At 65.3% G+C, this 23,684-nt stretch carries 22 protein-coding genes; 8 read left to right on the top strand and 14 right to left on the bottom strand.

Annotated elements, in window-relative coordinates; genetic code table 11:
* Window positions 1-15 precede the first annotated feature (15 nt).
* The 3 genes from CXY73_RS08720 to CXY73_RS08710 form a co-directional block, all read right to left on the bottom strand.
* Window positions 16-2,565 carry a LuxR C-terminal-related transcriptional regulator gene (locus CXY73_RS08720; RefSeq protein ID WP_104177470.1) on the bottom strand — a complete coding sequence of 850 codons (2,550 nt, stop codon included), beginning with the start codon at window positions 2,563-2,565 and terminating at the stop codon, window positions 16-18.
* Between the two features lie 211 nt (window positions 2,566-2,776).
* Entirely contained in the window at window positions 2,777-2,977 is a 201-nt protein-coding gene (locus tag CXY73_RS21520) for a hypothetical protein (RefSeq protein WP_146071700.1), read from the bottom strand.
* A 279-nt stretch (window positions 2,978-3,256) separates the two neighbouring features.
* Entirely contained in the window at window positions 3,257-3,460 is a 204-nt protein-coding gene (locus CXY73_RS08710) for a hypothetical protein (RefSeq protein ID WP_104135327.1), read from the bottom strand.
* 44 nt (window positions 3,461-3,504) lie between these two features.
* On the opposite strand from CXY73_RS08710, the gene CXY73_RS08705 reads away from it, so the two are divergent.
* The 3 genes from CXY73_RS08705 to CXY73_RS08695 are packed head-to-tail and all read left to right on the top strand — an operon-like array spanning window position 3,505 to window position 5,970.
* Window positions 3,505-4,569, top strand: a complete 1,065-nt coding sequence (locus CXY73_RS08705) for an ATP-binding cassette domain-containing protein (RefSeq protein WP_199184263.1) — start codon at window positions 3,505-3,507, stop codon at window positions 4,567-4,569.
* The gene (locus CXY73_RS08700) at window positions 4,566-5,540 is read left to right on the top strand and encodes an ABC transporter permease (protein ID WP_233198229.1); all 975 of its coding nucleotides are present in this window, start codon (window positions 4,566-4,568) and stop codon (window positions 5,538-5,540) included. Before CXY73_RS08705 ends, CXY73_RS08700 begins: the two co-directional genes overlap by 4 nt.
* Window positions 5,541-5,577: 37 nt before the next feature.
* Window positions 5,578-5,970, top strand: a complete 393-nt coding sequence (locus tag CXY73_RS08695) for a VOC family protein (RefSeq protein ID WP_104135328.1) — start codon at window positions 5,578-5,580, stop codon at window positions 5,968-5,970.
* A gap of 4 nt (window positions 5,971-5,974) precedes the next feature.
* On the opposite strand, the gene CXY73_RS08690 is transcribed toward CXY73_RS08695, so the two are convergent.
* On the bottom strand, window positions 5,975-6,823 hold the full coding sequence (locus tag CXY73_RS08690; RefSeq protein WP_199185315.1) for a LysR substrate-binding domain-containing protein: 849 nt from the start codon (window positions 6,821-6,823) through the stop codon (window positions 5,975-5,977).
* Window positions 6,824-6,915: 92 nt separating this feature from the next.
* Here CXY73_RS08690 and CXY73_RS08685 point away from each other — a divergent pair, with 92 nt between their 5' ends.
* On the top strand, window positions 6,916-7,356 hold the full coding sequence (locus CXY73_RS08685; RefSeq protein ID WP_104177468.1) for a DUF5997 family protein: 441 nt from the start codon (window positions 6,916-6,918) through the stop codon (window positions 7,354-7,356).
* Window positions 7,357-7,566: 210 nt separating this feature from the next.
* On the opposite strand, the gene CXY73_RS08680 is transcribed toward CXY73_RS08685, so the two are convergent.
* Window positions 7,567-8,217 (bottom strand): alpha/beta hydrolase, encoded by a 651-nt coding sequence (locus CXY73_RS08680; RefSeq protein WP_104135331.1) that lies wholly within the window; start codon window positions 8,215-8,217, stop codon window positions 7,567-7,569.
* Between the two features lie 126 nt (window positions 8,218-8,343).
* Here CXY73_RS08680 and CXY73_RS08675 point away from each other — a divergent pair, with 126 nt between their 5' ends.
* Complete coding sequence (locus tag CXY73_RS08675; protein ID WP_104177467.1) at window positions 8,344-8,928, top strand: NUDIX hydrolase family protein; 585 nt, start codon at window positions 8,344-8,346, stop codon at window positions 8,926-8,928.
* 152 nt (window positions 8,929-9,080) lie between these two features.
* Here CXY73_RS08675 and CXY73_RS08670 read toward each other — a convergent pair whose 3' ends face one another.
* The 5 genes from CXY73_RS08670 to CXY73_RS08650 all read right to left on the bottom strand — a co-directional run bounded on the left by CXY73_RS08670 (window position 9,081) and on the right by CXY73_RS08650 (window position 13,958).
* Window positions 9,081-10,070: a nucleoside hydrolase gene (locus CXY73_RS08670; RefSeq protein ID WP_233198228.1), complete on the bottom strand. Its 990-nt coding sequence runs from the start codon at window positions 10,068-10,070 to the stop codon at window positions 9,081-9,083.
* Between the two features lie 128 nt (window positions 10,071-10,198).
* Window positions 10,199-10,690, bottom strand: coding sequence for a GNAT family N-acetyltransferase (locus CXY73_RS08665; protein WP_104177466.1), 492 nt, complete (start codon window positions 10,688-10,690; stop codon window positions 10,199-10,201).
* A gap of 115 nt (window positions 10,691-10,805) precedes the next feature.
* Window positions 10,806-12,425 (bottom strand): DEAD/DEAH box helicase, encoded by a 1,620-nt coding sequence (locus CXY73_RS08660; protein WP_104177465.1) that lies wholly within the window; start codon window positions 12,423-12,425, stop codon window positions 10,806-10,808.
* A 254-nt stretch (window positions 12,426-12,679) separates the two neighbouring features.
* Window positions 12,680-13,318: a DUF1684 domain-containing protein gene (locus CXY73_RS08655; protein ID WP_104135335.1), complete on the bottom strand. Its 639-nt coding sequence runs from the start codon at window positions 13,316-13,318 to the stop codon at window positions 12,680-12,682.
* A gap of 88 nt (window positions 13,319-13,406) precedes the next feature.
* Window positions 13,407-13,958: a hypothetical protein gene (locus CXY73_RS08650; RefSeq protein WP_199184264.1), complete on the bottom strand. Its 552-nt coding sequence runs from the start codon at window positions 13,956-13,958 to the stop codon at window positions 13,407-13,409.
* Between the two features lie 58 nt (window positions 13,959-14,016).
* On the opposite strand from CXY73_RS08650, the gene CXY73_RS08645 reads away from it, so the two are divergent.
* Window positions 14,017-14,457 (top strand): EVE domain-containing protein, encoded by a 441-nt coding sequence (locus tag CXY73_RS08645; protein WP_104177464.1) that lies wholly within the window; start codon window positions 14,017-14,019, stop codon window positions 14,455-14,457.
* Between the two features lie 82 nt (window positions 14,458-14,539).
* Entirely contained in the window at window positions 14,540-15,805 is a 1,266-nt protein-coding gene (locus CXY73_RS08640; RefSeq protein ID WP_104177463.1) for a hypothetical protein, read from the top strand.
* 109 nt (window positions 15,806-15,914) lie between these two features.
* Here the strand turns inward: CXY73_RS08640 and CXY73_RS08635 are convergent, their stop codons facing one another.
* The 4 genes from CXY73_RS08635 to CXY73_RS08620 form a co-directional block, all read right to left on the bottom strand.
* Complete coding sequence (locus CXY73_RS08635; RefSeq protein WP_104177489.1) at window positions 15,915-16,427, bottom strand: SprT-like domain-containing protein; 513 nt, start codon at window positions 16,425-16,427, stop codon at window positions 15,915-15,917.
* 117 nt (window positions 16,428-16,544) lie between these two features.
* A complete protein-coding gene (locus CXY73_RS08630) occupies window positions 16,545-17,723 on the bottom strand; it encodes a sorbosone dehydrogenase family protein (RefSeq protein ID WP_104177462.1) in 1,179 nt (392 codons plus the stop codon).
* Window positions 17,724-17,974: 251 nt separating this feature from the next.
* A complete protein-coding gene (locus CXY73_RS08625; RefSeq protein ID WP_233198227.1) occupies window positions 17,975-18,457 on the bottom strand; it encodes a hypothetical protein in 483 nt (160 codons plus the stop codon).
* 426 nt (window positions 18,458-18,883) lie between these two features.
* Window positions 18,884-19,768 (bottom strand): spermidine synthase, encoded by an 885-nt coding sequence (locus tag CXY73_RS08620; RefSeq protein ID WP_104135339.1) that lies wholly within the window; start codon window positions 19,766-19,768, stop codon window positions 18,884-18,886.
* Between the two features lie 385 nt (window positions 19,769-20,153).
* On the opposite strand from CXY73_RS08620, the gene rpoB reads away from it, so the two are divergent.
* Window positions 20,154-23,645 (top strand): DNA-directed RNA polymerase subunit beta, encoded by a 3,492-nt coding sequence (gene rpoB / locus CXY73_RS08615; protein WP_104177461.1) that lies wholly within the window; start codon window positions 20,154-20,156, stop codon window positions 23,643-23,645.
* Window positions 23,646-23,684: the final 39 nt, after the last annotated feature.

Here is a 23,684-nt window from a genome sequence, read left to right as displayed (position 1 = left end):
GAAGGGATTGCTGGCTCAGGCGACGGAGTCAGTGATCTCGTCGTCCAGATCGGTGGCTGAGGCCCCGGGGATCAAAACCGTAACGGGCGCGCGCCCCGCTCGCGGGCGCTGCCCGGTCTTGACTCTCGCCTGGTAGAGGTGGGACTCAACCGTGCGTACCGATACGTAGAGTGCAGTCGCGATCTGTCGGTTGGTCAGGCCTCGCTCGGCCAGTATGGTGATCTCTTTCTCCCTCCCGGTCAACAAGCGAGCGCCGTCGGAGGCCACGAACGACTCAGTGCGTTTCGCGCTGTCGGTTGGTTCCAGAGCCGGCCTGGTCGCTGCGCCGTTCGGAACGCTCGAGCCCACGTTTGAAACGCTCGGTGCATCGACAGCGATCGACGCGCTGCGGGCATCCGTTTCGCCGTCTCGCTCGGTGAGCAGTCGCGTCACGTGGCCAACGGGCTGCCCGAGCTGCACGAAGATCTCGATCAGCCAGGAACGAATGATGGGGGAACGATTACCGGCCGTTTCGTAGAGGTAGACGGCCAGTAGCTGGGCGCTGTCGGTGCCCGAATTGAGCAGAAACCCCAGATCGAACCGGTCGGTCGTCGTTGACCTGCGGGCAGCGGATGCCGCCGCCATCAGCCCCAGCCGGGCGAGCGAAGTCGCGCGCAGGCATTGCAGCCACGGCTGCCAGCGGTCCTGTTCGCTCCCGGCCGGCCGGCTCAATTCTCCGCCGACGAAGCCCAGCAGCGCCAAGCTGCCCAGGTCCCCCTGGCGGATGGCGCTGGTGATCCAACCGTCCACCTCCTCGAGTGCGCCGGAACGGTCGAAACAGGTCAGGCAACGGATGGCGGCGTCGGTCTGAAAAATCTCCAGGGCTAAACCCTCAGCCGAGTACACATCCGATTCGCGGAGCGACCGGTCGCGCTCATTGAGGTCGGTAGCGAGATCAAGCAGGCGCACTGCTTCGACGGCGCGCCCCAGCTGGGCGAGGCTTAAGGCTGTCAGGCAGGCCGCGTGAATGCGGGTGACGGTGTCGTAGCCGGGCGTGCGAGCGAGGCTTTGACCGGCGGTGACCGCGAGCGGCCACTGCTGATTCTGCACCGTTTCGGTCAGGCTAATGAAGGCCAACTCACCGGCCATCGTGGGGTCGCCGGTAAACCAGCCTGCCGCCCGTACATGCAGCGCAGCAAAATCGATGCCGGTCATGACGCCGAAGGTTGCCAGTTCGCGCAGCCAGCGCAGCAACACAACGCCGTCGGCCGGCATGCGCAGGTACTCTTCCGCCTCGGCCAATTCCGCCAGGGCTGCTGCCGGGCGGCCGTCGCCGGCCAAGGCCCGAGAATACTCGATCAGCGTCGATAGCCCGGGGGCGAGCCGCAGAGCGAGGCTCGCGAGCAGCAATGAGCGGTCAGTGAGGCCTCGCCTGCCGCTGCGCTGGGCGGCGATGAGCAGAATATCGGCGACGGTGTCAGCGGGCAACCGGTCGAGTACTTCGGGAAGCAGGGCAGCGGATACCGTCCAGCTATCGGCGATGACGAGGCTCTCGGCCGAGGTCATCACGCCGCCGTGCGTGCGGTCCAGCAGCAGCAGGTCGACGATTTGGGCCGTCATGTTCCGTAGTAGGTCGGGATCACAGTCGGCCAGCGCGCCGTCGGAGAACATGGTCGGGGCATGCAACCGGCCGGCCGGCCGTCGGTGTAGAAAGCCCCGACGCAGCAGGTCGCGCAGGGCTACCGGGCGGCACAGCAGAGTCGCGTGCGAGTAAGAAATGCCATCCAACCGGCCGATCAGGGCGAGCACGGCGAATTGGTCGGGCGTCAGATCGCGCAATTGATGCGCCACCACATCGAGAATTCTCCGCGACGGCGGGAATCGTGAGAAGGAGACCAGCTCCTGGTCGTCGGGCGGCTGTTGCTGGCGCATGACTTCGGCCGTGAGCTCCCGTAGTAGCATTCGAGACCCACCGCTGCGTGAGTGCAGCAGCGCGCGAGCACCGCGTTCGAATTGACCGGTCGGAGCGAAGTGGGTTACGAGCTCCGACGATTCAGCGGGGGAGAGCGCTTCCAAGTCGACGCGGTCGGCGCCGCCCTTGACCCATAGCTCGTCGACCAGGCGAACCGTGGCAGCGTCGGTCGCCGGCCCGGTCGGCAGCAGATCGCTCGCCAGAAGCAGTACGATCTCGCCCCCGACGGCCAGTCGATACAGGCAATCCATGGTCTGGGCATCGAGCAGGTGCGCATCGTCCACGCTGATGACCGGCCGCTCGCACTGGCCGTGATCGCGCGCGTACTTCAGCAGCCGGGTAGCGGTGACCGGCCTGGTCCCACCGAGTGCGAGGGCGAGACGCAGGTTGGAGCCGTTGCTGATCGACCCAAACGGTACCGCGTGCGAGAGTGCGGTGGCCGCGATATCGACCGGGTCGCCGCCATCCGAGCGCAGTATCGTTGCCACCGACCCGAGCAACTGGGATTTGCCGTAGCCAGGCGGTCCGAAGATGACGACGCTGCGCCCCGACTGTACGATGTCGGCGATGCCCCGAGCATTCCGACCAACGGTTGCGGGGGCGTTGACCGGCATCCGCTTCCCGTCCTGGTGCTTTTGGCCGTCCACGTCGCCCCCGGTTCGGCCGATGCATACCGCCTTGCGCCAGGACCTATAAAAAGATGTTGAGCATTACGATACCCACTTTTGAGGGGTATTGATCCGGCGGGGAGTCCTTAGGCTACTGGGATCGAGAAACTGACTACTGGTTTTTCCTGTCAAAGAACTGACCTTTGTTCAACTTGTGCTAGTGGGCGCTGGTAATGCCGCAGAGTCGTTCATCAAGACGGTGAGCGGATGCCGCCGCCGCGGCCCCAGCGCCCGCTACACGCTCGCGAGGACTTCGCGCGAGTTTCTGCCCGGCCTTGACTCGCGCGTGATAAAGATACGATTCGACCGTGCGCACCGAAAGAAACGGCGACTCGGCGATGTCCCCTTGCTCGGGCATTGTGTGGCGATCGACGTGACTTCCTTTTCCCGCTCGGTCAGCACAACCGGCTCGGTCAGCACAACCGGCTCGATCAGGAGCGAGGACGGCACTGTCTGTCATCGGCAGCTGGCGACTGGCCAGCGAGAACCCCTCGGTACGCAGTCGGCTGAGATCGGTGGCTCCCCCTCCCGCCCCGGCGGGGTGTGCATCTTCGAAATTTTCGCCCGCGCAGCATTCATCAGGCCTCCGCGGGCCAGTGAGCTGGCGTGTAGACCATGAATCCATGGGCGCCAGCCCTCACGGTACGGGCGTGCGAAGTGGGCTTTCCGCGGCGCACAGGTCGGCTCCAGCTCCGGATCCGCCGCTGCTGAGGGGGTACAAAAGGGCCAGAGTGACCCGGTCGAACTGGGTGGTTGGGTCGAATTCGCGCACGAGCTGGCCCGATTGCGACGCACTGAGCGGTTCGAGGCTGTTGTCGAACTCACGGGGCGTTACTAGCATGGCAACGAATCAGATTGCTGCACCCGATACCGCAAGGAAACCCCGTGATCATTGAGGCCCAGGGCTTGACCAAGACCTATCAATCCAAGAGCGGGCCGGTGCACGCGCTCGCCGGGCTCGACCTGTCCGTGCCGCGTGGCACGGTCAAGGCGCTGCTCGGCCCGAACGGCGCCGGCAAAACCACCGTCGTCAAAATGCTGACAACTCTGATTCGACCGGATGCCGGCACCGCCGTTATCGACGGAATCGACGTCATTCGCCACCCCAAATCGGTGCGGCGCATCATCGGGGTGTCCGGCCAGTACGCCGCCGTCGACGAGAACCTCACCGGGTTTGAAAACCTCGAAATGGTCGGTCGGCTGTATCACCTGGGCGGCCCGGCCGCCCGCAAACGCGCACAGGAGCTGATCGACCTGTTCGAGCTCACCGCCGCCGGCAATAGACCGGTCAAGGGTTTTTCCGGCGGAATGCGGCGCCGCATCGACCTCGCCGGGGCGCTCGTGATCAATCCCAAGGTGCTCTTTCTCGACGAACCGACGACCGGGCTCGACCCACGCAGTCGCATCGCCCTGTGGGACGTGATCAAACGCCTCGTCGCCGACGGCACGACGGTGCTGCTGACCACGCAATACCTCGAAGAGGCTGACCAGCTCGCCGATGACATCGTCGTGATCGACGACGGCCGGGTCATCGCTGAGGGCACTTCCGATCAGCTCAAGGCGCAGATCGGCGGGCACCGCGTGGTGGTCGCTCTCGTCGACGCTGCCGACGGCGCGGTCGCCCGCGACGTTCTCGCCCGGCACGGATCGGGTATCCCGACGATCTCCACCGACGGCCGGGGAGTCGAAGTTGCCGTCACCGACGGCCCCAACGCGCTGCAGAACATGCTCGCCGACCTGCGCGCCGCAGAGGTCAGCCTGCATGATGCCGGCATGCGCCGCCCAACCCTTGATGACGTCTTTCTCAAGCTCACCGGTCACAAGGCCGACCTCAGCGCGGCCGACGACGACGATTCCAGCGGGCCCAAGCTCTCGAAACGGGCGCAGGCCAAACGAGACAAGGCGCGTGCAGCGAAGGCCGCAGCTGCAGATTTGGAGAGCGTCAAATGAATGCCCGTCACGCTGATATCCCGGCTCAGCCCACACCGTCCGCGTCCGATGCCACTCCCACCGCGTTTGCGATGGCTGACTCTGCCACCACGAAAGCTGCATCGGCCGTAGCCGTCGCGAACGCTGTGCGGGCAGGCGCGCGAGCGGCCGCCCTACCCCCGCTCCCCACCTGGAACCCCTTCTCCCTCTGGTATTCCGACGGCTGGACCGTCACCAAACGCAACCTGATCAAGATCAAGCGTTCGCCGGATATGCTCGTCTTCGCCGTGATCCAGCCCATCATGTTCGTGCTGTTGTTCAGCCAGGTCTACGGTGGCGCCATCGCGGTCGAAGGCAGCGACTACACCCAGTTCCTGATGGCGGGTATTTTCGCGCAGACCGTCGTGTTCGGGGCCACGTTCTCCGGCGCCGCGATGGCGCTTGACCTCAAAGAAGGGATCATCGACCGCTTTCGGAGCTTGCCGATGAACGCATCCGCTGTGCTGATTGGACGCACAAACGGTGACCTAATGCTGAACACCATCTCCATGGTGATCATGATGGCCACCGGGCTCGCGGTCGGCTGGCGGGTCACCACCTCGCCGCCCGAATTTCTAGCAGGAGCCGGGCTGCTACTACTGTTCGGCTACGCGTTCAGCTGGGTGATGGCGCTGCTCGGCATGAGCGTGAAGAGCCCGGAGGTCATCAACAATGCGTCCTTCCTGATTCTGTTCCCGCTGACCTTCGTCTCGAATGCGTTCGTACCGAGTGAAACCCTGCCGACCGCGCTGCGCGTTTTCGCCGAGTGGAACCCAGTATCCTCGCTTGTACAGGCCGTGCGGCAGCTGTTCGGCAACCTCGGCACGGCGCCGGTTCCGGATATCTGGACCATGCAGAACCCGGTGCTGACCGTGTTGATCGGCATCACCGTGATGCTGCTCGTGTTCGTGCCGCTGTGCATTCGCAAGTTCGCGTCGATCAGCTCCCGCTGACCCGGCGAAATCCGAACCACTCTAGAGGGAGTCACTCATGACCGAACATGCCGTAGGTATTGTCGACGGCTTCAGCGGATTCGCCGTCGTCGATCTCGACGCCGCGCGAACCTTCTACGCCGAGACTTTGGGCCTCGAGGTCTCAGCGGGCGAGATGGGGATGCTGCGCATCACCCTGCCCGGCGGGGCGACCGTCATCGTCTACCCGAAGCCCGACTTCGTACCGGCCACCTATACAATTCTGAACCTAGCGGTCAGCGACCTCGATGCCACCGTCGATGAGCTCACCGAGCGCGGCGTGGAGTTTCTTCGCTACGACGCCTTCGAGCAGAACGACAAGGGCATCGCGGCCGGCGAAGGGCAGGGGCCGGACATCGCCTGGTTTACCGACCCGTCCGGCAACATTTTGTCGGTGCTGAAGAACCCATAGGTTCTTAGTGGCCGCGATCCTTGCCCTTGTTGGGGTTCTTGGTCGGACGGGTGCGACCAGGGGCACTCTCGGTTCTCTTGCGCACGGCCGGTTTGGCCTTCGCAGCGGCAACCCGAATTACCTTGGCAGCAGCCTTGGCCTTGTCGGTCTTCTTGGGCTTGCGCGGTGGCTTGGGCGGGCGACCGTCGCTGCGAACCTCGGGCTGCTCGCCGTCTGCGGCGGCGTCAGCCGCGGCGGCGGCACCGGCATCCGTTCGCGAACTGGCCTTGGACCGACCGCGCACGATGCCGATAAACTCTTCGATGTCCGCGGTGGTTTCGCGGGTGATCCAGGCGAGGGCGATCTGGGTATCAGCCACGCCGGTGACCGGGCGGGAGACGACGTCTTTGCGGCCGTACAGCCGGGCGACCCCGTGCGGCACGATGATGATGCCGACGCCGGCGGCGACCAGCTCCATGGTTTCGTCGAGGTCTCGCATCAGCGGCAGGGGGCGGCGAGTTCCGTCGCGCACCTCGTCGGCGAGGTCGCGCCATTCGGGCACGTCGTCGGGGTCTTGCAGCAAGTGCTCCGCGGCCAGATCGGCCAGCAGGACGGTCTCGGCCTGCAGGGTCGCGTGATCCTTTGACGCCACCACGACCGGAATCTCGCTGTACAGGTTGATGACGCTCAGGTTGGTCTCATTGATCGGTAGGCGCACGAGGCTGACCTCGGCCCGACCGCCATGGAGCACCGTGATCTGCTCTGCCGTTTCGGTGCGAAACACGGTGAGGGGCACGTCGGGGCGGCGGTCGCCCCAGATCCGGGTCCATTTGGTGGGGGTGACACCGGCGACGAAGGCGATGGAAAAGCTCACCGGCATCCTTTCTGGGGCAGTTGAGACAGGCGCAGGGTAGTTGAGGGGCCATTTGCCCAAACGAGGACCCTCTCAGGCTATACGCTTGAGCAATGAGTTCCGAGAAGAAGCCCCAGACCATGAAGCCCGCCACGGCGGCCCAGAAACTCGGGATTCTGCTGGGCGGCGCACCGGTCGAGTTCCAGACCGAATTTGTCAGCCGCATTGAGCTCGCCGAGCTCATGGCCAACCCGCCGGAGTGGCTCACGCTGCTGCGCGCCAACGGTCCGCACCCGCGTCAGGTCGTCGCCGCCAAGCTCGGCGTCTCGATCTCCGGCCTGGCCCGCAGCGAAATCACCGACCCGCTGACCACCGCCGAGATATCCGCCCTGCTGCAGCAGCCGCCAGCCTGGCTCGTGCTTGAACGTTCCACCCAGGCCGGCGTGCGCGCCGACCAGATCGCGGTGAAAGACCGCGACGCGCACCGCGCGGCCAAGAAGGCGCACGTCGAGCGTCAGGCTTCGCAGGAGCAGGCCAAGCGCGACCGCTCCTAGCGTTTGAGCGCTGAGAGGTCGTAAATCGTCTGGTCGAGGGCAGTTTTAGGCCGATATGCGACCCCTCACCCGGGCTTCCGCGTCGGCGGGCGTCTGGTACGTCCGCTCGTTTTCGGCACATTTTCGGTACGTGTGCGGCGCGGTGGCGACCGCCTGCTGTCGTGACTGAAAGTGGATGCCGCGCTGTAGCATCCACTCGGTTGAGCGTTTCTAGGCGGCCGGCTCCAGGTACTGCGTGCGCAAGAAATTGACGACGTCGCCGAGCTCGGCCTGCGAGATCGAGTGTGGCAGACCCTCGTAGATGCGCTCGGTGAGCGTGCTGTGCCCGGGCAACCACGCCTGGGTGCGTGTGACGGCGCTCGCGGGAATGACGCCGTCGACGGTGCCACGACCCCAGAACACGGGAAGCGGGCGCTCGGCCAAACGTGCGTCGCCGGACTGCGGGCCGCTGGCGACGAACCCGGAGAGGTTCACGGCGAAGCTGAACCGGTCTGGCGCCATGCGCAGCAACTGCAGCGCCATGGCGCCACCCTGCGAAAATCCGAGCAGACCGACGGTGGACGGCTGCTGCGGCAGGGCGTCGAGCCAGGCCAGCACGGCGGCAACGCCCGCGTCGACCGCGGCGTTGTCGGGGTTTCCGGGATCGTTGATTGGAAACCAGGCCCAGCCGTCGCCGACCGGCAGCGGCGCGCGCAGTGCCGCGATCACCGGCTCAAGCGGAAGGTGCGGCGTGAGCGAGAACAAGTCGCCCTCGTGCGAGCCGTATCCGTGCAACACGAGCAGGAGCGGGCGGTCAACTTGGTCGGCGCCGGACGCGGACCAGAGCACGGCGGCGGCGTCGATGGTAGTGCTGGTGGTCATGGGTTCCTCCCGGGTTTGCGCCGCGTGGGCGCCGTGTCCTCCCATACTTTCACTGCTCGGCCCGTTTCTGGCACTTGGGAACGACGCCGGTGCACGCGCGGAGCCCACGTAGGACAGAATGGCCTCATGAGCGTGCGAACCCCTGACCCAGACCCGGACTGGACGCCAAAGCCCCCCGCGGGAGCCCCGAACACGAATCCGGGTTGGCTGAAGGATGTTGAACTTGCCGAGATTCGTCGTCGCCTTCCCATCTTGTACATCGAAGCCGTGCCAGTGCGGGTCGACGGTCTCGGCCAGGTCGTCGAGGTCGGCGTGCTGCTGCGCGCCCGGTCGACCGGCGAGATGACGCGCACGCTGGTCTCCGGCCGGGTGCTCTACGGCGAGACCCTGCGCGATGCGCTCTTTCGTCACCTCGAGAAGGACCTCGGCCCGATGGCTTTCCCGCAGCTTCCGGTCAGCCCGGTACCGTTCACCGTCGCCGAGTACTTTCCGATGCCGGGCATTACCGCTTATACAGATGACCGCCAGCACGCCGTCTCGCTGGCTTACGTCGTTCCCGTCACCGGCACCTGCGACCCGCGGCAGGATGCCCTTGAACTCACCTGGATGACCCCGACCGAGGCCGTGTCACCGGGAGTCTCGGCCGAGATGGAAGGCGGTCGCGGAGCGCTGCTGCGTGCAGCGATGGCGTCGGTCGGTCTGCTCTACTGAGGTGGCGGCGCGCGCCTCACGGCGCCACTGTGAGAAGGCGGCACTGGTTTGAACACGTGCGAACTTTTCTGACGCGTACCACGAGCTGTCCGGCGGCATCCGCTTGACGGGGCGTGCGGAATACACGAGCCGCTCGGACTGTACCGGGCGCGCTACACGGGCTGGGGCAGCGCCGAACTCAGGCCGAGCGTCTTGAGAAACAGGCGCGCGTAGCGGTCGACGTCGACGTCAAGCGCGACCTCGGCGGCCTCCCACTCGCTGGCCAGGCCGTGCACGATGTCCTCGCCGGGATGCGTGCGCTGGTCGACCAGGGTCTGGCCGCGACCGTATCCGGACAACTGCACGCGCAGGGGTAGCATCTCGGTGGTCACGCCATCCGGGTCGACAAGGGCGCACAGCGCCCCAGCGTCGCCAATGAGTCCGGTGTATTCTGCGTTGCGGCCAGCGCCGAGAGCGACCCTGTTGCTCAATAGTCGGCCGACGACCTGCGCGAGATTCGACTCTTTGCGCAGGAGCTCGAGAGCAACAGGCTCACCAATCGATACCTGGTTGAACACGTCCAGTCCGTACATGAACGTCGGTACCCCGGAATCGAGCACGATCGCTGCGGCTTCCGGGTCGTGCCAGACATTGAATTCGGCGACCGCTGTCGCGTTACCGACCGTGGTCGAACCGCCCATGAAGACGATGCGCTCAATGTTGTCGGCACACTCGGGGTACTGGCGCAGCAGCAGGGCGAGGTTGGTTTGCGGGGCGAGCCCGACCAGGGTGACCGGGCGCGGACTGGCCACAATGAGCCGGCGCATGAGCTCGATCGAGCTGATCGACTCGGCCTTGCGGCCGGTCGCCGGCAGCAGCAGCGTGCCGAGGCCGCTTTCGCCGTGCACGTGTGCGGCCGAGCGGGCCGGCTCCAGCAGGGGGCGGCGGGCGCCGGCGGCGACCGGCACGAGTGGAGCGTCTGCGACGTCGAGAATGCGCAGGGTGTTATCGACAACGCGTTCCAGTGAGGCGTTGCCCGCAACACAACTGATGCCGAGCACATTGATGGCGGGGTGCTTGATGGCGAACAGGATAGCCAGCGCGTCGTCGACGCCGGTGTCGACGTCGAGGATGACGGGGGTGGCGGCCGTGGAAATAGTCATCCGTTCACCCTATGGGCTTCCCCGCGCCCCAAAACCCCATTGAGGGGTTTTGGGCCATAACGTACCGCTGGTCGGCAATTTCTCCGCGGGCGACTCGTCGAGTGGGCGGCTGGAGCGCCGCCCGGTTGCTAGCGAACCAGTCGCACCTCGTGCAGCGTCTCGCCGAGCACCTCTTCGTTGCGCTCGAGGCCGTCGGCCAGATAGCCGTTGCGGGCATAGAAGGCGTGCGCTCGGGGGTTGTCGGCGGCCACCCATAGAGACGAGGCACCGGGGTCGACCACAGAGTCGAACAGTTTCTGGCCGACGCCTGAGCCGTGGTTTGCCTCAAGCAGGTACAGAAAAAACAACTCGTGCGGGGTGGGCTGGTCACCGTCGCGCGTCGGTCCGCTGCCAGCGAAGCCCACGATCTCGCCATCGATGAGCACGACGTTTTGGCGATATTCCGCACCTTGGGTCGTGAAGCGGCGCCAGAGAGCGGCGAGGCGCTGGGGCCGCAACTGTGACAGAGCGGCCTGGCTGAGCAGGTGATCGTAAGTTTCATGCCAGCAGGCGGCGTGTACGCGGCCCAGGCTTTCGGCATCGGCTTCTTCTACGGATCGAACGACAACGGTGGTGTTCATGATTCGACACTATCCGTGTTTGCGGGTGCCGCTTGACACGTCGCGGTGCGCGCAGAAAACGGGCCGGGCTCCGAAGAGACTGGCCCGCTTTCTTTACACGGATGCTGCTGGCTGGCTAGCCCTGCGAGCGGCGGGGAGCCGAGCGGCCAGCGCCACCCGAGCTCGGTCCGCGGACGAGTCCGCCGACCTGAAGGCTGCCGACTCGGGCTCCGCCCGAGCGGCCAGCGGCCGAACCGGAACGGGGTGCGCTGGTGGCAGCGCCGGCCGGACGGCCGGAGCGTTCACGACGCGCGCCACCGGCCGAAGCCGAGTCGCGGCTGGCGCCACGGCCGCCGTCGTTACGGTCGGTGCGGGCACCGCCCTGGCTTCCACCGGAACGGCTGGCGCCGGCGTCGCGACCTCCATCTGAACGGCCACCCTGCGAGCGACCACCTTCTGAACGGCCACCCTGCGAGCGGCCACCTTCTGAACGGCCACCCTGCGAGCGGCCACCCTGGGAGCGACCACCTTGCGACTGGCGCTGCTGCTGCGGCGCCTCGACGCGGGGCGCGGGCTTGACATAAGCGGCCACGTTGCCCACGAGGGCGTCGACGGCGGGGGAGGAAGCGTCAACGCGTTGCGGGGTCACCTTGATGGCGGCCTTGCGCAGCAGGGCGTCGGTGTCGCGCTTCTGCTCGGGGAGCACGACGGTGACGACGTCACCAGCGCTGCCGGCACGGGCGGTACGGCCCGAGCGGTGCAGGTAAGCCTTGTGCTCGGCCGGCGGGTCAACGTGAATCACGAGTTCGATGTCGTCGACGTGCACACCGCGAGCGGCGACATCCGTTGCGACGAGAACCTTGACGGTGCCGGCGCTGAACGCGGCGAGGTTACGGTCGCGGGCCACCTGCGAGAGGTTTCCGTGCAAGTCGACGGAGGGAATGCCGGCGTCGGTGAGGCTCTTGGCGAGCTTCTTGGCCTGGTGCTTGGTGCGCATGAAGAGGATGCGACGGCCGGAGCCGCTCGCTAGCTTCTGCACGAGCTCTTTCTTGGCGTCGACGCCGGTGACCTCGAACACGTGGTGGGTCATGGCCGAGACGTGGCTGTTGGCTTCGTCGACGGAGTGCATCACCGGGTCGTGCAGAAAACGCTTGACGATCTTGTCCACGCCGTTGTCGAGCGTGGCGGAGAACAGCATGCGCTGGCCATTGCCTGGCGTCTTGTCGAGAATGCGGGTGACGACGGGCAGAAAGCCGAGGTCGGCCATGTGGTCAGCCTCGTCGAGCACGGTGATCTCGACCGAGTCGAGGTTGACGAAGCCCTGCTTCATGAGGTCTTCGAGGCGACCTGGGCAGGCCACGACGATGTCGACGCCGGCCTTGAGCGCGGTGACCTGACGACCCTGCGAGACGCCACCGAAGATGGTGGTGGTGTTGAGGCCGTAAGCCTCGGCGAGCGGCGTGATGGCGTTGGTGATCTGCGTGGCGAGCTCGCGGGTCGGCGCGAGGATCAGACCGAGCGGGCGACCGGGGCGACGCTTGCCGCCGGCGAGGTTGCCGCCGAGGCGAGACACCATCGGAATGGCGAAGGCCAGGGTTTTGCCCGAGCCGGTCTTGCCGCGGCCGAGCACGTCGCGGCCGTTCAGGGTGTCAGGAAGGGTGTCGACCTGAATCGGGAAGGCGGTGTCGATTCCCTGTGAAGAGAGAACCTTTACCAGGGGGGCCGGCACGCCGAGCGTGCTGAAAGTTGTAGACAAGGTGGTGCCTTTCAGGCATCAGTCTCCTCGCCCGTTCGGTTTACCGCGCAGCGGCAACCAAACCAGGAGGATTCACATGGCGAAGGTGCCGAGGGGCACATCCGTTCGCCGTAAGAATGTTTCATTCGAAAAATCAGATCAGCCTTGGTGGGCCGCCGGATAGAGAAGAGGGCGTTCTACGACGCAGCAAGCGCAACTACGCACTCGCAAGTAGCCCCACTCTAGCGGATGCTGTCAAATCGGCTCGCTGGCCGCTACGAGTGGTCGCCGTGGTACAGCTCGCCGACGGGCACCTCGACGTCGATGACATTGCCGCTTTGCGGCAGCGGACAGGCCCACATTGGATCGTAGGCGCAGGAGGGGTTGTAGGCGAAGTTGAAGTCGAGAATGAGGGTGTCGTCGTCGACGCCGGGGCCGAGATCGGCCCCCTTGATGGTGTCGAGCAGGTAGCGTCCGCCCCCGTAAGTTCCATCGCTTTTGCCGGCCAGAGCGTCTTTCAGCGGCAGGAACAGCCCGCCGCCATAGCTCGTGAGCCGCCAGATATCGAGCGAACCGAGGTAGGGTAGCCGCACGGTACCCACCAGGTCGAACGGCACCGTTCCATCGGTTCCGGTCTCCACATTCAGGCGATACGGCTGCTCAGCGCGGTGCACCCGGGCCTCGAACCGCCAGTCCGGGTCGTAGGCCGCAATGGGTAGCCCGGTGAAGGCCGAACGATCGTCGGGCAGCAGCGGCGACGACGGATGCCCCGCAAACAGTTCATCACGCCCCGACCGCCACAGCTCATGCCCGCTTTTCGGGCTGTGCACATTGAGCTGGCGCACCCCCGCGTACAGGCCGGTGACACGGCGGCGCCAATCGGCGATCTGCAAGGCACCCAGAGAAGAACTCATGGTGGTTACGCTACCGCGCGCTCGACCTCGTGCGCAGGGCTGTCGTAGGTCGGCGATGCCTGCGAAAGGTATGGCGCTGAAGCATCCGTTAGTAATCTTCGGTCTCGGTGGGTGCCGAACGCTGTGACAGGGGCACGAAGTTCGAATCGTCGATTCCGACGTCGTGCTGCCAGGTCGGCGCGAGGTGCTTGAGCCGCAGCATCCGCCACTGCCAAAATGCCCAGAACGTCGGCCAGAGCGCGAGCGTGACCGGGCGGCCGCGAAAAATAAGCTGGTCACGGTAGAGCGTTTTGCCGGTGTCGGCCGGGTCGGGGGCGATTGCCATGCGGTGATCCCAGAGGGTGACCGCACTCAGGGCGCCGGATACTCCGCGGCCGGTGTCGCGCAGAATGCGCACCCCGTCGAGCCGGTGGGTGGAGTTGGCGAGCCGAATGATCTGGGTTCCCATCGGCACCAGGCCGAGCATGGAGAACACCGCGGGGTGCTCGCCGGGTTCCCAACGGGTGGGGAAGCCGTCGGCTTCGAGGGACTTGACGGCCATGAACGGGCTGCTCACCTCCCGAAAAACGGCGGGACTGTGGATTGCGTGCCAGGCGGCATCCGGTGTGCAGTCGAGGATCTCTTTCAGCAGTACGCGCATGGTTCCAGTTTGGTCTGAGCGTGGCATGCAGTACAACTGCGTGCGGTAGAAATGACGTGTGGCAATTCGGTTTTGGCTCGTTGTGGTGCACCGCGAGCACGTGCTGCGCGGTGTCGATTTGGGCATCGCGCGCGCCAACCGCGGCGTCGGGGACCTGATCTCGCACATGGGCGAGGCCGACGGTATCGTCTACTACTCGCCGAAAACTGCGATCGAGGGCGATCCACTCAAAGAATTCACCGCGATTGGCCGAATAGCGGATGCCCACGCCTACCAGGTCGGCGACCCCGCGAACGAGTATCGGCCGTGGCGTCGCCGGGCCGACTACGATCTGGATGCCTGGCCCACCAGCATCCGCCCGCTGTTGTCGGTGCTGCAGCTGACCCGAGGCAATCCGGATTGGGGCTTTCAGCTGCGCCGCGGCGTGCTGGAGATCTCCCGGCACGACTTCGAGATGATTCGGCAGCAGATGCGCCGACCCTCTGCCGACGACCGGTAGGGGCACGCTGGCTCGGTGCCGATAGCGGGGGCGGTAGCGCGTCGGGTCCGGTCGCCCAGCAACCCTCATTAGACTCACGGCTATGAATGGCGATCTCTGGTGGGTACCCTCGGTCATCGTCATCGGCCTCGTGTTGGCCGGAGTCTGGGCGCTGGTGGCAGCTTCGCGGCGGCGCACCCGGGCTCGAATCGATCAGGTGAGCGCCGAGGCCGCCGAGCTGGCCCGCAGCGCGAATATCAGTCTGGTGCGCGCCGACGATCTGGTGCAGGACGCGACCGATGAGCTCGGCTTCGCCATCGCGCAGTTCGGCGAATCCCGGGCGCGGGAGTTCGCCACGGCGCTCAGCACGTCGAAACGCCAGCTCAGCGATGCCTTCGCGCTGCAGCAAAAGCTCGACGACGCCGTGCCAGACACAGCTGCCGAGCGTACCCGCTGGAACCAGCAGATCATCCAGCTCGCCGATGAGGCCACCGGCCGGCTGACCGGCCAGGCGCGTAATTTCACCGCCAAGCGCGGCGTGGAACGCAACGCGCCGCAGCAACTCGACGAACTGCGCCGACGCCTCGATCGCGTGTCCGATCGGGTCGCCGGTGGAGCGAACACGCTCGCCCGGCTCGGCTTGAGTTATTTGCCACCGGCGCTCGCCCCAATCAGCGGCAACGTTCTGCGGGCGCAAACCGCACTCGACCTGGCCGTGGCTACCGCCGATACTGCCGCTGCGCGCCTCGAGGCCGCGTCGTCCGAACCGGTGGGGGAGCGGCTGCAGGCTGCCGAGCACTCCCTGTTTCAGGCGACACAACTGCTCAACGCGATTGAAACCGGTGAGGACCAACTGCACCGCGGTTTCGCGAACCTGCAGCAGGCACTGGATGCTGCCGGCTCGGAACTCGCGCAGGCGCGCGCCCTGCGCGATGGTCACGAGGAATCCGACACCAGCGCGTCCCTGAACCTCGTCATCACCGAGGCGGCCGCCGTGCAGGCGTCGTTGCGGGAGCCCGGGAGGCTCAGCGACCCATCCTCGGATCTCGTGAAGCTGGAGGCGGCGATGAACGGGCTGGACAGCATCCGTTCTGAGGCACGCAATCGGCAGTTGCGGCTCGAGAACGCCCGCACCGCCCTGGCCGGGGCGCTGCTCACCGCCCGCAGCCAGATTACAATCACCCGCGACTTTGTGGCCGCCCATCGCGGTCGGGTGCAGGCCGCCGCGCGCACTCGTTTGGCCGAGTCTGAACGGCAGCTCGCGCTCGCCGTGGCCGAGGCCGACCCAGTGACCGCACTGGACACCGCTCGTCGAGCGATGATGCACGCCACGGATGCCGACGCCCTCGCCCGCTACGACGTGCACTGACCTTGTGGGCGCCGACCTTGTGGGCGCCGACTGTGCCGGCGCTGAACGTCTGGGCGCTGACCCGCGGGCGCTGAGCCCAGGGTGTTGACCCGCGGGCGCTGAACGTCGGTCAGCCGACCGGCGGAAGCCGAGGACCGGCCGAGGCTGCGGCCCGACGCCGGATCGCCGGCGTAATTTCGCGCTGCAGCCAGCTGATGGCGTGGGCCTGATCAAACCGGCGGGCGCAGAGTCCACAGCCTAGCGGCCGGGTGGGCTTCCGATACCGAAAATGGGTGTGTCCGGCGGGGCAGAGACCCACCCAGGGAGCGAGCTCGTTGGCGATCTCACCATCGTGGGTGCGCTTGCCATCGTAGCCGAGGTCGTGGGCTATCTTCTTCCAGCGCGGACCATGCCCGGCGCGCGGCCCGGCCAGGGCATGCGCGAGTTCGTGCAACAGAATCTGGTGCACGTCGTCGTCGGCATAACGCGCGGCGAGGTAGCGCGACACGGTGATGTGTTTCGCGCTGAAATTGCACAGGCCGGCCCGCTTCTTGGCGTTGTCGAAGCCGAAGGTCCAGTTGGGGTCGAGGTGCAGCACGATAAGCGCGTCGGCCCATCGTCGCACCTGGGCGAGATCGGCCATCAGGGCGTCACCGTTCCCACGCAGCAATTGCGCGTCGGCGCGAGATCGGACGCCTGCATCACGAGGGCGCCACCGTTCCCGCGCCACCATCGGGTGCGAGGTCAGACATCAAGAACATCAAGGTGCCACCCCCACACGGCTCAAATTAACTGCGTACAGCCGGTCGTCGCCTTCCGCCGGGAAACCGCGGCCATCCGTGTTATTACTCACAAACCACAGTGTGCCAGCCGGCCCCGACACCACGTCGCGCAACCGGCCGTATCCGTTGACAAACCACTCGGTGGGGGTGTCGGTGGAGGAGGCGCTCAGAATCGGAATACTCCATAAGCGCTGGCCGCGCAGGCTCGCCATGAAGATGGTGTCATTCACAATGGCGATGCCGCTCGGGCTAGCTTCGTCGGTCGACCACTGACGTTCCGGGTCGAGATACGCCGGGTCGCCGACCTGGCCCTCGACCAGCGGCCAGCCGTAGTTGCCGCCGGGAACGATGCGGTTGAGTTCGTCCCAAGTGTTCTGGCCGAACTCGCTCGCCCATAGCTGGCCGCGGGAATCCCAGGCCAGGCCCTGCGGGTTCCGATGCCCGAACGAGTACACCAGCGTGCCGAACGGATTATCCTCTGGCGCGGTACCGGTCGGTGTCATTCGTAAAATCTTGCCGCCGAGCGAGTCCAAGTCCTGGGAATTGGCAGTGTCTCCGGCGTCCCCGACCGTGGCGTAGAGCAGCCCGTCTGGGCCGAACGCGAGGCGCCCACCGTTGTGATTGCCGGCTCGGGGGATCGAGTCGAGCACGAGGGTGGGCGCTCCGAGGGTGTGGTTGCCGGGGGAGCCGGCCAACGGCATCCGTTCGAAGCGGTTGTCGGAGGCCGTGGAGAAGTAGGCGTAGACCCAGCCCGCACCGCCGGGGGCCGCCGTGTCGGCCAGAAAAGTGAGGCCGAGCAGCCCGCCCTCACCGCTCGGCTGCGCTGCCGACACCGTGCCGGCGTCGCGCAGGCTGCCGTCGGGCAGTAACTCTCGAACCCTGGTTGTGTCGCGCTCGCTGACGAGCGTGGCGCCAGTGGGCAGCCGCAGAATCGACCAGGGAGCTTGAAGTCCCGTTGCGATCACGACCGGTTCGCCGACCGGATGCACCGGCGCGGGTTGGCCTTCGTCCGTGGCGGTAGCCGTCGGTGTTGGCTGGGCCGGAGTCGACGATGCGGGCGTAGTCCGGGGCGCCTCCGCGCTGCAGGCGGCCAGCGCCACCGCCACCAGCGAAGCCGTGACGATCGCACGCCATCGCCGAAAAGTCTGATTTGTCACCAGTCACCTCGCCTTCGTGCTGAACACAGCATGCTGCACATCGCACTGGGCGGCCAGTACTCGACCGGGACTTGCCGAGCGGCGCGGCGCCGCTTTACCACCGGTACGAGGTCTGGCATTCGCCCGGCGGCAATTACCGGGCAGAGAGTGCGCATAACTCCTGCAAATTCTGCAGGCGAGAAGCGGGTGCCGCGAAATTTGCGCGGATGTTCTGGTCACCGGCAACAAATTGCCGGAGTTATGCACAGCGATCAGCTCTGCGCGTCGCGGGCCGCGATGTGCGACTCGACCACGGCAACGGCCAGCAGCGAGCTGTCGAGTTCGTCGGCGTCGGCGCCGTCTTTCTCGCGCAGAAACACCGCTGCGGTGAAGTCCGCGAGTGCACCCTCGAGATTGCCCTGGTCGAAATACACCTTGCCGCGGTGCTGGCGGCCGTAGGCGGCGAGGCGGGTCCACTCGTGCACCTCGGAGTCGAGAATGCAATGAGTCAGCTCGCTCGCTGCCTCGACGAGCTTGCCCTGAAACTGCAAAACCTGTGCACGACGGATGCGACTGGCCACCGCCTGCTCCCTGTTGCCGGTGAAGCGCGACTGGCGGACGGCCTCGTTGGCAACCTCCCAGGCCTCATCGAGCCGGCCAACGAGGCGCAGCAGGGCGACCTTTTCGTTCAGCGCGGCGAGGCTGCGCAGTGTCCCGAGTTCTTCAAGCCGCTCACCGGCCGCCTGGAGGTCCACTTTCTCGCGCAGGGTGATGGGGTCGTAACCGATGATGAAACTCAGGGTGTGTTCCTGTAATGACGAAGGCGGCCGCGGCCGCGCGGAGAATTGACGGGTGCCCCTAGAATACCGCCGCCCGCGGGCCTCCGGTCGCCAGCGTGCCCGCCCGCCCGTGGCTTATTCAGGAAATCCGCCGCGCTGGTCGTGTCACCCTCGCCAGATCAGTGGATGCAGCCAGGGGCTTCGCGCATCGCTCCTGAATTAGCCCCCAGCCCGACGAGAATCTGGCGCCGGTCGCCAATGGTCGCTGGCGCGGGCACGCTGGCGCGGGCACGGTGGCTTATTCAGGAAATCTGCCGCGCTGATTGTGTCACCCCCGCCAGATCAGTGGATGCCGCGCCCATCGCCGCGCACTCGTCCTGAATTAGCCACAGGGACGCCGGGCTAGTGCCCGATCTGAAAGACCGTGCGGCCGGGCAGCGGCGACTGCGTCGACGTCTCGTCGGTCGCCACGAGCGAACCGGCCATGAACTGCTTGAGTTCGGTGCCCTCGATCACCTTCGCCGGGTGGGGGCCGTTCGCGAGCAGCCGTGGAATCCAGTTGAGGTCGATCGGCGTGTGCGCCGCGATGAACACGATGTTGCCGAACCGGCGACCCTTGAGTACCTGCGTCTCGGCGAAACCGATCACGTGCGGAAACACCGCGGAGAGGGTTGTGGCCTGGCCGCGCGCGAATGCGAGGCCGGGGCCATCCGCTACGTTGACGGCGAGCACGCCGCGGGGCGACAGCAGCGGGGCGGCGAGCGCGAAGAACTCGCGGCTTGTGACGTGCTTCGGGGTGCGCGCCCCCGAGAAGATGTCGACCACGACGAGGTCGACCGCGCCGTGCAGCCCGGCCGGAAGCTTGCCGAGCACCTCGCGGGCATCGCCGTGTCGCACGCGCAGCTGGGCGCGCTTGTCCCAGGGCAGCACAGAACGCACCAGGTCGATCAGATCGCTCTCGATTTCGACCACCTGCTGGCGCGAGCCCGGCCGGGTCGCCTCGACGTAGCGCGGCAGGGTGAGGGCGCCGGCCCCGAGGTGCACGGCCGTGATCGGCTCGTGCGGGTCGCCGAGCAGGTCGATGACGTGCCCGATGCGCTGGATGTACTCGAAAAACAGCTCATCCGGGTGATCGATGTTCACGTGGGACTGCGGCGTGCCGTCGACCACGAGCTGAAAGCTGCCCGGGGTGAACCGGTCAGGTTCGATCACCGCAGTGTGTCCGCTCAACTTCAACACGACAGACGGATGCCCCTCTGCCACCTCACCCTTACGCCCAGTACTCATCGTCCTAGTCTGCGCCTTGTCAGCGTGCCCACGCCGCAGCATTCGTTTCGCGAAAGCGGGTAAACGGTTGGCTCAGCCTCGTGAACCAACCGCGTACCCGCTTCCGCGAGAATCGGCGAAGAATCGGCGAAGAAGCGGCGAAGAAGCGGCGTGGGATGAAAAAGAGGGTGTTATACCTGAGAGTTTGCAGATTTGCAACAATTGGGTGGACATGACGCGAATGGGGGCATATAGTTGATCCTTGCGCTCCCAGACAAACTATGCCTTCATATTGCGGTCGGCTTTGCGTGTTCAAGCCACCTTGAGGCACACCTCTTATGAGGGTCTGCGGAGTCATCACCAATAACAGTAACTAGACCTGACGGGGTCCACGGAGGTTATTTCCTTGGCTGCTGCGCGCAACGCAACCACCAACTCACCCAAGAACGGCCGCTCGCACGAGCGTCTGTCGTTCGCAAAGATCAGCGACCACTTGAACGTTCCGGATCTGCTTGCTTTGCAGACCGAGAGCTTCGACTGGCTCGTCGGCAACGACATCTGGAAGGCTCGCATCGCCGAAGCCCAAGCTGCCGGACGCCAGGACCTGCCGAATCGCACCGGGCTCGATGAGATCTTCGAGGAGATCTCTCCCATCGAGGACCTCGGCGAAACGATGCAGTTGTCCTTCACCAACCCGGAGCTCGAGCCGGAGAAGTACACCATTGACGAGTGCAAGGAAAAGGGTAAGACCTACTCTGCACCCCTCTACGTGAATGCTGAGTTCATGAACCACCTCACCGGTGAGATCAAGACTCAGACCGTGTTCATGGGCGACTTCCCGTTGATGACCCCCAAGGGCACCTTCGTGATCAACGGCACCGAGCGTGTCGTCGTGTCGCAGCTGGTGCGTTCCCCGGGCGTGTACTTCAACCGTGAGCAGGAGAAGACGTCTGACAAGGACATCTACTCCGCCCGTGTCATCCCGAGCCGTGGTGCTTGGCTTGAATTCGAGATCGACAAGCGCGACCAAGTTGGCGTGCGCATCGACCGCAAACGCAAGCAGTCCGTGACCGTGTTCCTGAAGGCTCTCGGCCTCACCAGCGAGCAGATTCTCGAAGAGTTCAAGGGCTACGCGTCCATCGAGCTCACCCTCGAGAAGGACAACATCCTCACCAAGGAAGAAGCCCTCAAGGACATCTACCGCAAGCTTCGGCCCGGCGAGCAGGTTGCCGCCGAGGCTGCGCGTGCGCTGCTCGACAACTTCTTCTTCAACTCCAAGCGCTACGATCTGGCCAAGGTTGGTCGTTACAAGATCAACCGCAAGCTCGGCCTCGAAGCTCCGCTGAGTGACTCCGTACTGACGCTGACAGACATCCTGGCCACCATCAAGTACCTCGTGGCACTGCACGACAACCAGACCACCCTTCCGGGTCTGCGCGACGGCAAGATGACCGACATTAACATCGACATCGACGACATCGACCACTTCGGTAACCGTCGGATCCGTGCTGTTGGCGAGCTCATCCAGAATCAGGTGCGTACCGGTCTGTCCCGCATGGAGCGCGTCGTTCGCGAGCGCATGACCACGCAGGACATCGAAGCGATCACCCCGCAGACCTTGATCAACGTGCGCCCTGTCGTCGCCGCGATCAAGGAGTTCTTCGGCACGTCGCAGCTCTCGCAGTTCATGGACCAGAACAACCCGCTCGCAGGCCTCACGCACAAGCGTCGCCTGTCCGCGCTGGGCCCGGGTGGATTGTCCCGTGACCGCGCCGGCGTCGAGGTGCGAGACGTTCACCCCTCGCACTACGGCCGCATGTGTCCCATCGAGACTCCTGAGGGCCCGAACATCGGCCTGATCGGTTCGCTCGCCTCGTTCGCGCAGATCAATGCGTTCGGATTCATCGAGACGCCGTACCGTCGTGTGCTGAACAACAAGGTCACCGAGACGATCGACTACCTCACCGCGAGCGAAGAGGACGACTTCATCGTCGCCCAGGCCAACGCGCCACTGACCAAGGACTCGCACTTCGCCGAGACCCGCGTGCTTGCTCGTAAGAAGGGTGGCGAGGTCGACCTCGTTCCCGCTGAAGACATCGGCTACATGGATGTCTCGCCGCGCCAGATGGTGTCGGTCGCGACCAGCCTCATCCCGTTCCTCGAGCACGACGATGCAAACCGTGCGCTCATGGGTGCCAACATGCAGCGTCAGGCGGTGCCGCTGCTGCTCAGCGACAGCCCGCTCGTCGGAACCGGCATGGAGGTCTACACGGCTATCGACGCCGGTGACGTGCTCACCGCGCTGAAGCCCGGTGTGGTCTCCGAGGTGTCGGCTGATGTCGTCACCATCCAGCTCGATGAGGGCGGCACGCAGGACTACTACCTACGCAAGTTCTCGCGCTCCAACCAAGGCACGAGCTTTAACCACCGCGTGATCGTCAACGCCGGTGAGCGCATCGAAGCCGGCGAGGTTATCGCCGACGGACCCGCCACCGACCAGGGAGAACTCGCCCTCGGAAAGAACCTGCTCGTGGCATTCATGCCGTGGGAAGGCTACAACTTCGAGGACGCGATCATCCTGAGCCAGAACCTGGTCAAGGACGACACCCTCTCCTCGATTCACATCGAAGAGTACGAAGTGGATGCCCGCGACACCAAGCTGGGTAAGGAAGAGATCACTCGCGACCTTCCCAACGTGTCTCCGGACTTCCTCGCCGACCTCGACGAGCGTGGCATCATTCGCATCGGAGCCGAGGTTCGCCCCGGCGATATCCTCGTCGGCAAGGTCACGCCGAAGGGCGAGACCGAGCTGTCTGCCGAGGAGCGCCTGCTGCGCGCCATCTTCAACGAGAAGAGCCGCGAAGTTCGCGACACCTCGCTCAAGGTTCCCCACGGTGAGCGCGGCACCATTATCGGTGTCAAGGTGTTCGACTCGCAGGACGGCGACGACGAGCTCGGCTCGGGCGTCAACCAGCGCGTGGTCGTGTTCATCGCTCAGAAGCGCAAGATCACCGAGGGTGACAAGCTCGCCGGCCGTCACGGCAACAAGGGTGTTATCTCCCGTATTCTGCCGATCGAGGACATGCCGTTCCTCGCCGACGGAACCCCGGTTGACATCATCCTCAACCCGCTCGGTATCCCCGGTCGCATGAACTTCGGCCAGGTGCTCGAAACGCACCTCGGCTGGATTGCGAAGCAGGGCTGGGACGTCGAGGGCAAGCCGAAATGGGCTGCTCGTCTTCCGGAGCACGCCTTCAGCGCCGCCCCCGGCACGAAGGTCGCCACCCCGGTATTCGACGGTGCGCTCGAGATCGAGATCGAGGGTCTCCTGGACTCCACGACCCTGACCCGCGACGGCGAACGCCTCATCGGTTCCACCGGAAAGACCCAGCTCTTCGACGGTCGCTCCGGCGAACCGTTCCCGATGCCGGTGTCCGTTGGATACATGTACATCCTGAAGCTCCACCACCTCGTCGACGACAAGATCCACGCTCGCTCGACCGGCCCGTACTCCATGATCACGCAGCAGCCGCTGGGTGGTAAGGCGCAGTTCGGTGGACAGCGTTTCGGTGAGATGGAGGTGTGGGCGCTCGAAGCATATGGAGCCGCTTATGCCCTACAGGAACTCCTGACCATCAAGAGCGACGATATCCTCGGCCGCGTCAAGGTGTACGAAGCCATCGTCAAGGGCGAGAACATTCAGGAACCCGGCATTCCCGAGAGCTTCAAGGTTCTTATCAAGGAAATGCAGTCGCTCTGCTTGAACGTCGAGGTACTCTCGGCCGATGGCACCGCAGTCAGCCTGCGCGACACGGATGACGAGGTGTTCCGTGCTGCGGAAGAACTCGGCATCAACATTTCCACCCGGTTTGAGTCGTCGTCCATCGACGACATCTAAGCCCGGTCCAAAGAAACTTCGAAAACTTTCCAAGGAGAG

Origin of the sequence: Cryobacterium sp. Y50 (assembly GCF_002929805.1) — a bacterium.
GTDB lineage: Bacteria > Actinomycetota > Actinomycetes > Actinomycetales > Microbacteriaceae > Cryobacterium.
This window is presented reverse-complemented; position numbering and strand designations above follow the sequence as displayed.

Bases quoted from the DNA above. Each gene is read 5' to 3' on its own strand.
- CXY73_RS08720 (WP_104177470.1), bottom strand. From the start codon at position 2,565: ATGCCGGTCAACGCCCCCGCAACCGTTGGTCGGAATGCTCGGGGCATC.
- CXY73_RS21520 (WP_146071700.1), bottom strand. From the start codon at position 2,977: ATGCCCGAGCAAGGGGACATCGCCGAGTCGCCGTTTCTTTCGGTGCGC.
- CXY73_RS08710 (WP_104135327.1), bottom strand. From the start codon at position 3,460: ATGCTAGTAACGCCCCGTGAGTTCGACAACAGCCTCGAACCGCTCAGT.
- CXY73_RS08700 (WP_233198229.1), top strand. From the start codon at position 4,566: ATGAATGCCCGTCACGCTGATATCCCGGCTCAGCCCACACCGTCCGCG.
- CXY73_RS08695 (WP_104135328.1), top strand. From the start codon at position 5,578: ATGACCGAACATGCCGTAGGTATTGTCGACGGCTTCAGCGGATTCGCC.
- CXY73_RS08685 (WP_104177468.1), top strand. From the start codon at position 6,916: ATGAGTTCCGAGAAGAAGCCCCAGACCATGAAGCCCGCCACGGCGGCC.
- CXY73_RS08680 (WP_104135331.1), bottom strand. From the start codon at position 8,217: ATGACCACCAGCACTACCATCGACGCCGCCGCCGTGCTCTGGTCCGCG.
- CXY73_RS08675 (WP_104177467.1), top strand. From the start codon at position 8,344: ATGAGCGTGCGAACCCCTGACCCAGACCCGGACTGGACGCCAAAGCCC.
- CXY73_RS08670 (WP_233198228.1), bottom strand. From the start codon at position 10,070: ATGACTATTTCCACGGCCGCCACCCCCGTCATCCTCGACGTCGACACC.
- CXY73_RS08665 (WP_104177466.1), bottom strand. From the start codon at position 10,690: ATGAACACCACCGTTGTCGTTCGATCCGTAGAAGAAGCCGATGCCGAA.
- CXY73_RS08655 (WP_104135335.1), bottom strand. From the start codon at position 13,318: ATGAGTTCTTCTCTGGGTGCCTTGCAGATCGCCGATTGGCGCCGCCGT.
- CXY73_RS08650 (WP_199184264.1), bottom strand. From the start codon at position 13,958: ATGCGCGTACTGCTGAAAGAGATCCTCGACTGCACACCGGATGCCGCC.
- CXY73_RS08640 (WP_104177463.1), top strand. From the start codon at position 14,540: ATGAATGGCGATCTCTGGTGGGTACCCTCGGTCATCGTCATCGGCCTC.
- CXY73_RS08635 (WP_104177489.1), bottom strand. From the start codon at position 16,427: ATGGCCGATCTCGCCCAGGTGCGACGATGGGCCGACGCGCTTATCGTG.
- CXY73_RS08620 (WP_104135339.1), bottom strand. From the start codon at position 19,768: ATGAGTACTGGGCGTAAGGGTGAGGTGGCAGAGGGGCATCCGTCTGTC.